10 protein-coding genes and 1 pseudogene are annotated in these 11078 nt (G+C 63.3%); 4 read left to right on the top strand and 7 right to left on the bottom strand.

Going from position 1 to position 11078, the window contains the following annotated elements; all coding sequences use genetic code 11:
- Positions 1–15: 15 nt before the first annotated feature.
- From SNE35_RS31660 to SNE35_RS31675, 4 genes are all read right to left on the bottom strand, one after another.
- Positions 16–1872, bottom strand: coding sequence for an ABC transporter ATP-binding protein (locus SNE35_RS31660; RefSeq protein WP_320427064.1), 1857 nt, complete (start codon positions 1870–1872; stop codon positions 16–18).
- A gap of 34 nt (positions 1873–1906) precedes the next feature.
- Positions 1907–3718, bottom strand: a complete 1812-nt coding sequence (locus SNE35_RS31665; RefSeq protein ID WP_320427065.1) for an asparagine synthase C-terminal domain-containing protein — start codon at positions 3716–3718, stop codon at positions 1907–1909.
- 38 nt (positions 3719–3756) lie between these two features.
- Complete coding sequence (locus SNE35_RS31670) at positions 3757–4524, bottom strand: lasso peptide biosynthesis B2 protein (RefSeq protein ID WP_320427066.1); 768 nt, start codon at positions 4522–4524, stop codon at positions 3757–3759.
- Between the two features lie 136 nt (positions 4525–4660).
- Positions 4661–4792, bottom strand: a complete 132-nt coding sequence (locus tag SNE35_RS31675) for a rubrivinodin family lasso peptide (RefSeq protein ID WP_320427067.1) — start codon at positions 4790–4792, stop codon at positions 4661–4663.
- Positions 4793–5102: 310 nt separating this feature from the next.
- Here SNE35_RS31675 and SNE35_RS31680 point away from each other — a divergent pair, with 310 nt between their 5' ends.
- Positions 5103–6128 carry a hypothetical protein gene (locus SNE35_RS31680; RefSeq protein WP_320427068.1) on the top strand — a complete coding sequence of 342 codons (1026 nt, stop codon included), beginning with the start codon at positions 5103–5105 and terminating at the stop codon, positions 6126–6128.
- Positions 6129–6178: 50 nt separating this feature from the next.
- Here SNE35_RS31680 and SNE35_RS31685 read toward each other — a convergent pair whose 3' ends face one another.
- The gene (locus SNE35_RS31685; protein WP_320427069.1) at positions 6179–6400 is read right to left on the bottom strand and encodes a helix-turn-helix transcriptional regulator; all 222 of its coding nucleotides are present in this window, start codon (positions 6398–6400) and stop codon (positions 6179–6181) included.
- Positions 6401–6551: 151 nt separating this feature from the next.
- On the bottom strand, positions 6552–6965 hold the full coding sequence (locus SNE35_RS31690) for a hypothetical protein (RefSeq protein WP_320427070.1): 414 nt from the start codon (positions 6963–6965) through the stop codon (positions 6552–6554).
- Positions 6966–7316: 351 nt separating this feature from the next.
- Here SNE35_RS31690 and SNE35_RS31695 point away from each other — a divergent pair, with 351 nt between their 5' ends.
- Genes SNE35_RS31695 through SNE35_RS31705 form a run of 3 tightly spaced genes read left to right on the top strand, consistent with a single transcriptional unit; the run spans position 7317 to position 10719 of the window.
- Complete coding sequence (locus SNE35_RS31695; protein WP_320427071.1) at positions 7317–9227, top strand: hypothetical protein; 1911 nt, start codon at positions 7317–7319, stop codon at positions 9225–9227.
- 42 nt (positions 9228–9269) lie between these two features.
- A complete protein-coding gene (locus SNE35_RS31700; protein ID WP_320427072.1) occupies positions 9270–9944 on the top strand; it encodes a VWA domain-containing protein in 675 nt (224 codons plus the stop codon).
- A gap of 10 nt (positions 9945–9954) precedes the next feature.
- Positions 9955–10719, top strand: a complete 765-nt coding sequence (locus SNE35_RS31705; RefSeq protein ID WP_320427073.1) for a PP2C family serine/threonine-protein phosphatase — start codon at positions 9955–9957, stop codon at positions 10717–10719.
- Between the two features lie 101 nt (positions 10720–10820).
- Here the strand turns inward: SNE35_RS31705 and SNE35_RS31710 are convergent.
- Positions 10821–11078, bottom strand: a pseudogene (locus SNE35_RS31710) (type II toxin-antitoxin system HipA family toxin); the annotation flags it as partial.

The following is an 11078-nucleotide window of genomic DNA, read 5'->3' on the forward strand; positions in this document are numbered from 1 at the left end:
GGTCCTTCTCCGTCGTCATGTGATCGTCTCCAGCCGCTGTGCCCGCCACATCGAGGCATACAGGCCGTCGCGAGTCAGCAGTGTGTCATGGTCGCCCTGTTCAGCAACTCCCCCGCCTGCCAGCACGACGATCTTGTCAGCGTGCCGTAACGTCGACAGCCGATGCGCAATCATGATCGTGGTTCGCCCCGTCGCGATTTTGCGGAGGTCGTGCAGGATTTCCTGCTCGGTCGGACTGTCAAGCATGGATGTGGCCTCGTCGAACACGAAGACCAAGGGATCTCGGAGGACCGCCCTGGCGATGGCGATGCGTTGTCGCTGGCCGCCTGAGAGCTTCATGCCGCGTTCCCCGACGACCGTGGCGTACCCGCGGGGGAGCGTGCTCACGAGGTCGTGCAGTTGTGCCAGTCGCGCTGCGCGCTCAATTTGCTGGGACGTTGCCCCCGGCCGGCCAATAGCAATGTTCATCGCGATCGTGGCGTTGAAGAGCACCGTGTCCTGCGGCACGATGGCGACCATCTCTCGGAGCGTTGCCAGTGGCAAGTCCTCGATCGGCTGATCGTTCCAGAAGATGGTGCCGCGCTCTGGCTTCCACAGCCGCAGCAGCAGTCGCGCCATCGTCGACTTTCCGCAGCCGCTGGCGCCGACGATGGCGACGGTTCGTCCCGCGGGGATGTCCAGGTTCAGCTCGGAGAGTACGGCGTCGCTGTTGCCGAGCGCGATCCGGACGTCGCAGAACTGGATCCGCGGCGCCTTGGACCTCTGCGGCGACGGCGGAAGGGACGAATCCGCGGAGCTCGCGAAATCACTAGCGGCCGGCGCTCGCGTCGGTACGGCCTCGTCGCCGCTCTTGATCGCATCCGCAGACTTCACACAGAACACTTCCTGCGGGGTCTGTAGGATCGCCAGCATCGGGCCGATGAACGCCAAGGCTTGTGACACGTCACGTGTCGCAGCTGCGAGCATGTCAAGCGGGCGCAGCAGCTGCACCATATACATGTTCGCGAGGACAAAGCCGCCGATCGTGAGCGACCCCTCTCGCAAGCCGTAGATCGCCGTGACGAGAGAAGCGCACATCGAAGCCACGAAGACGGTGAGGAGCGCGAAGCCGCTGCGCAGACGTCGCCGATATAGCGTCGACCAACGCTGCTCAAGCAAGGATGTGGACCCGGCGAGTTCGTCGACAAGACGTGATTCAACGCCGAAACATTTGACGGGCTCAATGTTGGTCAGGCCTTCGGCGATCGCGCTGCTGACGTCGGCGCTGGCGGCGGACACACGCTGTGCTGCCTGGGTCAAGGCCCGAGTTCGGGTAGTCGCGACAGCCACGTAGGCGACGGCCGTCGCAGCAAAAATCGACGTGAGCAGCGGCTGATCGAGCGACAGAAGCACGGCCGTCACCGTCACAACCTCGATCACGACTGGAACGATGCTGTTGAGGACACTGTAGACAATGATCTGGCAGCCGGTGATGCCTTGGTTGAGGGCGTGAACGGTGGCCCCAGCACGTTCGTTCAAATGGAATCCGAACGGCAAGTGCAAGGTGTGATGGAAGAAGCGCTGTCGCAGACGTCCATACAAGCGTTGTTCCGTCGCACTTGCGAGCATCGGGCGAACCTCGCCCAGGAAGCGGCCAAGTGCGAGGCTGGCCAGATAGGCCACCGCGTATACCGCCATCGAGGTGGTCCTTGACGTATTGGCTTCGTCTTTGGCCGCGTCGATCAGTCCCTTGAGGCCAACGGGGGCAACGCCGGCGATCAGACCCCCGGCAATGGCCAACAGGTTCGTGGCGATCAGTCGCCTGGCGATCGGTCCATCGATGCAATCGAGCATCAGCTGGGCTGCGCGTGGGTGGCTCGACTGCTGCTGCATGGCCCATCGAAGGGGGTTGAGGGAAGTCTTGGCGTCAAACCCAACGGGTCAGCCATGCCTCGATGGCCACCAGGGAGTGAATCTGGCTGGTCGCACTGGGGAGCGTTGTGGGCCGACCCGACAGTAGTTCTCCAACTTTGGGGCGATCGATCAGACCGCGGGCGGCAAGCTGTCCATCCAGTAGCAGTTCGCGAATGAGGTCGAGATTGGACTCAAGCACGGCCTTGGCGTGGTCTTCCATGCCGCCTTTGGAACGCCGATTGACGATCTGTTGTGGCAGATCCTTAGCAAATGCGCGGCGAGCAAGCGCTCGTCCGCGACCGCCTTGGATCAATTGATAGGTCGGCAGCTGAAGGCAATACTCGACCAGCGGTTGCGACAGCAGGGGGTTGACGGTCTCGGGCGCGTTGGCCTGTTCGAAGGGATCGTAGTAGCCGATCGGGTGTAGGAGCGCGATCGTCTGCATGTACTTGCCCAGCGGCAGCCCTGCGGCCTGCTGCACGGCGGGATGGAGCAGGCGCTGAGGTACAGCGGCTTTGTTGCGAAGATCGGGCGCGAGCAGCGCCGTGTGGGCCGTGGTGGTCTTCTCGCCGATGTTGGGCCCCCGGGTCCGGGTCAACGCCAAAGCAATGGTTCGCCATACTGACAGTCTCCCGAGGCGCGCGGCATCCGTCGCCGCTGAGACGAATCCTGCATTCAGGCCTTCATTGTGGAAATAGTCCGCGGCCGGCCACCACGCGGGGAACTCATAGAACAGCGAGTCGCCGCCGCCGCCGGTGAACATGCTGCGGGCGCCGTAGCTGGCGGCGAGCCTTGCATCGGTTCCTGCGTTCATCGAACCGATGTAAGGCATGGGATCCGGCATGCGCGCCACCTGAAGCACACGTTCGATTCGAAAGCCTGGGTCGCGTTGCTGCTCCAGCAGGTCCCGCCCCACCTTCATGGCGACCAGACGGGCATAGTGGCGCTCGTCGCTGTTGGACCCTTCCGAGAAGTAGTTGAGTCCGATCACGTCTGCAGCGACTCGCGTCGGCGCGAGGCAGGTTAGCAGGATCGAAGAATCGACACCGCCCGAGAGCCGCATCAGTATCGTTGCGCAACATCTTGCCCACGTAGCAGTGCAGGCCCGCACCAAGTCTCGCAATCGGTCTGCGGCCTCCTGGATGTCGCATTTCAGCGGAGAGCGGGCGAAGGCCGTGCCGTCCCAAAGGGTTGCCCTTGCTCCCGAGTGCAGGTTGAGGCGTTCGCCGGCGATCAGATGGGTAAGGCCTTCCAGGCACGCCTGCCTGCCAGTGATCGCGCCCTCCCGAAGCTGATTGGCAATTGCATCCTGGTCTACCCTCGGGGTCCACCTCCATGGCGCTCTGTCGTTGAGGAGCTGAAGGACGTCCTCGAGCCACGAGAAGACGATCGCCAGGCCTTCGTGTCGGAGCAAGTGGCATGGGAGGGTTCCGCTGGGATCGCGGACCACGTCCGTAGATCCGTCGGCTGCTTGGAGGAACGCGACATATCGTCCCCAGAATTCGTCCACGAGGACCTGCCCACCGGCGGCGAGAATGCGGTTCGCCTCCCTGCTCGTGATGGAGTCGCTTTGCTGGTCGGCCGATGGTGAAGCGACCAGGTCTCGTCGCCTGAATACTTTGCCCAGCACGACGCCTTGGCCGCCCTGCAGCGCATAGGCTTGGTTGACGCCAGGCGTCTCACCGTGGACGAGAACCAGAAGGCCGGCGCGTTGTAACGTGGCGCTCCAGCCGGCCTGCTGTTGCAAGGTGCGGCCGAGTTGCTCGGCGAACGCCGAGACTTCGGGTCTCGAGGCGTCCCAGGCGAAGGCGACGTATCTGAACATGGTCTGGCCAGCGGGTTGAGATCGCGCACACGCTGGCGCTATGCGACCAGAATCGGTCTGAACTGGCGAACGCGTGCGTGTTGGTCGTTGAGGACCATCGGGCCGCATTGCACCCACGCGTGCGCACCAAATGGTGCCGTTTTGACGCCGATGATCAGGTGCGGGAACAGGCCTTCGGCGGCGAGGAACTCAAGCATGGACATGGAGTCGAACAGGCATCGCTCGCGAGCGGTGAGCAGGTAGGGGCGCAGCCGCTCGTAGGCGATGGCGCCGGAGCGAATCGCAGCGGTCGGGGCTGCAGATTTGGGGAGCGGTGAGCTGTCGTGAGCACCGATCCGCCGCCGACGTTCGGACACTGCGCGGGCGATGGTCTCCAGCGACTGATAACGTAGCTTCCATGCGGTCAATGCGGAACCCCGCAAGAAATGCATGACGCGGCGCGCGCTTGCCTCGACCTCGGTAGAAAGGTCCTCGAAGTCCAGTGACGCTTGCGCGTCCCCGATGGCGATCGCGGTCGAATCAATGAGGGCACACTGAGGCGATGTGGGGCTGAGCAAGCCTTCGGACTCGAATCGGCGGATCGTCGACCTGATATCCATCGGCACCGTCGACGACACATTCACGCCTGCGAGCGCGGTAACTGATGGCCAGCCGTGGACGCATCGGGACAACGCTGAGGAAACTGCCGGGCCAACGCCGACATATCGATTCTTCCGCAGGTCCAGCAGAACAACCTGCCTTCCGCATTCCCGAGCTCGAACGTGCGATGCGAGATAGAGGGGTGATGACGTGATGGCGGGCTGCATGACTTCTCCGGCGCAATGTCTTGATCTACGGCACGTCAGCTTCTGGGCGTCGATGCATCATGGTGGCTTGGTATTGCAGCGAGACGGCTTGAATGGCGCGCACGACGCCAGCGGGGTGCGCGCCACGATCACGTCGTCATTCGTAGTTCCACGGAATGCCGGCGTGCTCTTCGAGGTTGGGCGTGCCCGGCACGCCCAGGGTCATCTCCTTGGCGTCGCCCAGGTCGACGACATCCTGTTCCAGGTCGGTACGAGTGGTCTCGTTCATCACGATCTCCTTCAGTTGACGTTGGATTGCCCTGAGCGGAATTGCTTTCGGGCTCGGCCACGGTACTGCCGACTTCTACCTGACGTCGAGGCTTTTGGAGAGCGATGTGAAGGCGTTCGGTCGACAGCGCGGCCGCGGCAGAGAGAGCGTCTTGCCTCCGCCGGACTGCAGAAATTTCGAGAGCGGCTTGCTTCGTTCGGCCGATGCCCCTTGTGACCGCCGATATCTGCGTTTGTGCGAGGGTCGAACAGTCGCGGCGCTGTTACATGCCACCGGCTGAGGTTTTCTGCGGCTGGAGCGTCTTAATTGAATGAGCAATCAAATTGCCGTCACCAGGGATGCGAAAGAGACGGAGACGTGGAGCCTATGCTGGCAAGCAGCGGTGGGCCGCGATCTGTTTTGCCATCCGGCAATCGTCCAGCGAATACAGACGCGTCTGATCGCCGCGCATGAGCGACGGGGGCGGGTGCTGATTGACTTCATCGTGCTGCCCGCGGAGATTCACGCCATTTCCCAGTTGCGCGTTGGCGACTCTGTCGCGGGAGTTGCCCGGTCGTTCGGCACCGTGGTGTCCCGCTGGGTGAGGCGTGTCCAGCCTCTGCGTAGTCCTGTGCTTGCCGGACCCTACAGCGCGCAGCGATTGGACTCCGACGATGCGGTGCGCCAGGAGATACGAATGTTCGCCTGGCGGCCCGTCTTCACTGGTGCCAGCCCGAAGCGGAATTACTACCCGAACGCCGCCCTGCGCTACGTGTTGGGGCTGAAGCCGTCCAGGGATTTCGAGACAGAGCCAATGTTGAGCTACTTCGGCGATGCAACGAAGGCCGGCCGCAAATCGCTGACCAAGTGGCTCGCGAAGCCACCCTCGGTGGAGACATGGCGCGCTTGGGAAATGGCCAAGGGCCTGAAGCTTGCGATCGGCGATGACGGCTCGGGGCAGGCAGCGGCGAGAAAGGTCGAGGCGGCCGCAGCGCTGCTCATTGCGGCCGGAGGTGGCTATGGAGTCGAGGGCGCTCTCGCGCTGCTCGCGAAGTGGGTATCGACGAAGATCAGTCCGTCCGAAGAGATCGACCTTCATGTCGGCAACGACGCCCTGGCCGCAAGAGGGCGCGCATTGGTGGCAGGTCTTGCGGTCGCGCATCGTCTTTGTTCGGCTGCGACGGTGGCGCGCTACTTCGGCAAGGCCAAGGCGACGCTCAGCGAGCGGATGACGCGCTGCAAAGCCCACCCTGCCGATCGCCTGATCCTGCGTGCCGCACCGCAGCGCATCGCGGAGGAAGTCGCGGCGCTTCGACGCAGTGCTGCGACTCCGTCCGGTGCGGCCGAGCGTCGTTGAACCGTTGGCGGTTGCATTGGCGTCATCGTGACGGCGATGTCCTGTGCCGATCAATGAGCCTTGGGCCGAGAGGCTTTCCAGAAGTCGACGTCGGAGCGCCTCCATCCAACAGCTCGCGGGCCGAGACGAACCTGGCCAGGGAACATCTTCAGCGCGATCAGGCGGTAGATGGTCGATCTGCCCAGACTCGTCGTGCGGCGGACGGCGGGCAAGCGCAGGATGTCGTCGGGTGCTGGCTCCACGTCTGTGCTGGGGTACGGCTGGGCTTGCATGGGAGGATCCTCCTGTGGGTCCACTCTATCCAGCGAACGCGTTGAGATCGCGATGAAATTCGACTCAAATCTTGCACGGCGCACCGTCGCCGTGGTTCGTCGATGCGGGCGTGCGGATGGTCGCTGGGGATCGCGCGGCGACGAGCCTCGTCTACTTGCCGTCGCGCGCTCTGTATCGAAGGACGAGCCAGCAGAACACGGCGTACACGAGCGTTGCCGGCCCGAGCCAGAAGTGTTCGGCCATCCGACCCTCGTCGATGATGCGCAGCTTGAGCGGCACCTTCGCAGCCCAGAGCCCGTAGGTCAGATTGGCGTAGAAGGCCAGGCCGCCGATGATGGCCAATGATAGGCGCACCAGCGTGTGTACCGCGCCTTTCCCGGCTTCGTCCATCGTCCACCACCAGAGCGATAGGGCGACGACGCCGCCGGCAGCGAAGCACGTCAGGACGATCACCCCGCCGTCTTTCAGGTAAGCCCCGAGGGCCGATCCGCCGACGACGGCGCTGAGGCACAAGGCAAAAGCGGCCAAGAACAGCCAATGCGGCTGGCGAGAAACGGTCTTCATCGAATCTCTTTAGTGACGGACGTCCAGAGGATAGTTCAGCTGCAGATGTCGCACCCGGCGAACGGTTCCGTGATCAGAAAGGCAGCTCATCTGCGAAGAAGGGCGACTCGACTTGGACCGCATCCTCGCCGACTTCAGATCCAGGGCAGGTCCGCATGCGCCTTGCAGGCATAGCCGAGCAACAACGCGGCGATACGCGATCGATATTGCGGTGCTGCACCTACCACGCCAGTTCCCGCAATTTGTGACCTGTTACCGGGTTTGGCGCTTCGCAGCCGTTCATGTCGGAGTTCGACACTTATAGAGGTGTTAAAAATTCTGGAATAACAGGGACGCAGAACAACGACAGTGATGGATCAGAGAGGAAAACCGGCCGAGCGGGTGCTGGTCGATGGCACTGTGCTCTTGACCGATCCGGACGTGATGCGGCGCATCCATAAGCGGCCGGGTCTGGTGATTGTCACCAGCGCAGTGCTGGCGCAGATCGACGGAATCGCCAAGAGAGGTGGGGCCCTTCAGGCCTCAGCCCAGGCATTGACGCAGCAGTTGCGCAGCGCGCCGGCGGTGCGGCTGCAGAGCTTCCCGGCTGGGGGGCTGCTGCAGGGGCAGGACGTGCTGGTGCGTCGCTCTTGTGGCGATGTGCCGATCCACGTGCTGGAGCGACCCATGTTCCGCTCGCCCCCTGGGGGTGGCGCTGATCTGATCGAAGTGGCTCGGGACTACGACATGGTCCTGCTGACTCGCGACGATCAACTGTGGAAATCCGCCCGGGCCGCCGGTGCCCAGGCCGTCATGTGGACCGGGCCGCCTAGAACATCAGCGCAGGGCGCGCCGGCGGTACCGCCTGGACCGCGGCTTGCCACGGCGGCGGCCGTCAAGCCTTTCGCCGTCTGCCGCGAGCCGATCCGCGAAGTCGAGACACAGGTTAAGGTCTCGCAGTTGCCCGTCGCTGGCGATGTGGTCCGGTTCGCGAGTGGCACCGCGGTAGCCCTGGGCCGACAGATCAGCGCCGGAGGCGAGGGCATCATCTATGAGGTGCTTGGCGGTACGCAAGTCTGCAAGGTCTACCACCGCGAGAAGCTGACCCACCTTAAGCAGCGCAAGATCGAGCTGATGGTGAGCCGGCGCATCGAGCGTCCCGGCGTCTGCTGGCCGACGCATACCGTGAGCAATGCAGCCGGCGAGTTCGTCGGTTATGTGATGCCGCGCGCCACGGGGCAGACCATGCAGTCAACAGTGTGCGTCCCGCCCCGCCTTTCGAAGGTCTTTCCCGACTGGACGCGGTTGGATCTGGTCAATGTCGCCGGCACGTTCATTGACCACGTCGAGTTCCTGCACCGGCACAACGTCCTCATCGGTGACATCAATCCGATGAACCTGCTGGTCACCGCCGACAGCACGGCTGTATGGATGGTCGACACCGACAGTTTCCAGATCGAGTCCTTCCCCTGCCCAGTGGGCACCGTGAACTTCACTGCGCCGGAAATCCAGGGGAGGAACTACCCCGAATTCCTACGTACCCTCGACCACGAGCTGTTCGCCGTGGCCACCATGATCTTCATGATCCTGTTTCCTGGCAAAGCGCCCTACTCGCAGCAGGGGGGCGGCTCGCCGGGCGAGAACATCAAGTCCAGGAACTTCCCCTACCGCTATTTCACGCAAGGAGGCTCGACGGCGGCCGACGTGTCCGGTGAAGACGCTCCCCAGGGATCGTGGCAGTACATCTGGGCTCATTTGCCGAATCCGCTGCGTCAAGCCTTCTACGCAACCTTCAGGGAGAACCGGCGGACTAGCGTGGGCCAATGGACTGACCTGCTGCTGAACTATCGCGATCGCTTGCAGCGTCAGTCCATCTCGAACGAGATGTTCCCGCTGCATTTCCCGATTCACGATCCGGTGGAGGTGCCCTGCGGGAAGTGCGAGCAGCCGTTCACGAACTCGAAGCGCTACGTCGACAAACTCTCGGCCGCAGGAAAATCGCCCTGGTGCCCGGATTGCCAGCACCGGATGCGCCTGGTGCGGCTGGCACGGGATAGCCACAAGGCCGCTCAGGAGGCCGTCGGCGCACCGGCGCCCCGTGCCAAGCCGGCCTCAACGGCTCCTGCCTGGCGGTCCACAGCGCCGCAGCCGGTTCCTCACCGGCCGGCCGCACTACCGCCCCCGTCACCGCCAACGCGCTCCGGGTCGTACCGCCCGGCGCCCACCCCTGGGCCGACATTCATCGATGTCGTCGGCCGGCTGCTCAGCCAACTGTTCAAGTAGGCGCTTCGGCGCTCATCTATCGCTCAATCGAGGAGAACCACCATGGACGAACAATACATCCTGCGACAAGAAGACCTGGTCGAAAACCCGACCGCCCGCGTGCCGATCTGCTTGGTGCTTGACGTGAGCTCTTCGATGAACGGCTCACCGATCTCTGAGCTCAACGAGGGCGTCCAGATGTTCTTTAACGCCATCCGCGCGGACGACGTTGCGCAGTTCGCGGCTGAGATCGCTGTCGTCACTTTTGGCGCGAACGTGGAGAAGGTGGTCGACTTCATGGCCATCGACCGACAGAACGTGCCGAATTTACAGGCCAACGGCACGACGCCGATGGGCGAAGGCGTCATCATGGGACTGGACCTGCTCGAGACGCGCAAGCAGGACTACCAACGCGCCGGGGTCGACTACTTCCAGCCCTGGCTGGTGGTTATGACCGATGGCGAGCCGACGGACAGCATCTCGGGGGCGGCCGCGCGCATCCGAGATCTGGTAGCGGCCAAGAAGCTCACGGTCTTCCCGATCGGCATTGGTGACAGCGCCAACATGAGTAAGCTGGCTGAACTCTCGCCCACGCGCCCACCGCTGCGTTTGCGCGGCCTGAACTTCAAGCAATTCTTCGAGTGGCTGAGCCGCAGCGTGTCCCGCGTCTCGCAGTCCACGCCAGGTGAAAACGTGGCGCTCGACACGGCAGGAATCGCCGCTTGGGGGCAAGTCTAAATCCCCGCCGATGAGTCTGTTTACCTACAAGGTCGCCGGAGCCTGTGCGACCGGCCGGTCCCACATCGCTGCACAGATTCCCTGTCAGGATGCCGTGGGTTTCGTCCGCAAGCGGGACATGGCGGCCGTTGCCGTGGCTGACGGTGCTGGGTCGCGTGCGCAGTCCCAGTTCGGGGCCGAAGCAGTGGTTCGGGCGGCGCTGCGCATGTTGACTGGTGATTTCGACGAACTGTATGAACTCTGTGCGAGGGACCCCGAGGCCGCGCGCGCATTCATTCACGAGAAGCTCATGCGAGCCCTCAAGCGACAGGCCAACCGCCTCGAATGCGGGCTGGACGCACTGGCGTCGACGCTGCTGTGCGTGGCGCACAAGGGCGACAGTTATGTGGCAGTCCATCTTGGGGACGGGGTCATAGTTCGCGTCGAAAACGATGGCGTCGCGCACATCCTGTCCCACCCTGACAACGGCGAGTACGCGAACACGACGTACTTCGTCACCGACTCGACTGCCCAAAGCAAGATCCGGCTGTACCACGGGACCGAGCCGCCGCGTCTGGCGGGTTTTGCGCTGATGAGCGACGGCTGCGCCGAAAGTCTCTACGACAAGCGTGCCGGTACACCGGGCGCTGCTGTGAGCAAGTTGCTGGGATGGACCCGCGACAAGAGGCGATCGGTGATTGCGAGCATTTTGGCGGACAACATGGCCCAGAACTTCACCAAGAGGTCGGCCGATGACTGCGCGTTGGCGCTGCTCAGCACGCCGCATGCCGGCTGACGGGCAGGTCCGAGAGATCGGCTGGCTCGACCGACCGAAAGTGCATTGAAGTGACTCGCGGGCATCGAGGATCTGTGTTTTTCCTCGTCCCGCCTGGGGTTCTAGTCCTCTTCGTTCTGGATGCCGTTGAGGAAGGCCTCCGCGGCCTTGTGAAAGCCGGTGGTGATCGAGTCCCAGATATGCATCGGGAAGTCTTCTGGAAGCTCCCTTTCCACCTGTTGGATTGCGTCCGGTACCGTGGTTGCAAGCCAGACCATCGCGCGCAACATATCCGGCACTCCGCTGCGTCGCGCTTCTAGGGCCCAGTGGCGTGGTTTCACGTAGTCCAGTTGCGAGTGCGCGGACTTTCCTCTCACGCT

This window comes from Roseateles agri, assembly GCF_034043675.1.
In the GTDB taxonomy this organism is placed as follows: domain Bacteria; phylum Pseudomonadota; class Gammaproteobacteria; order Burkholderiales; family Burkholderiaceae_C; genus KK5.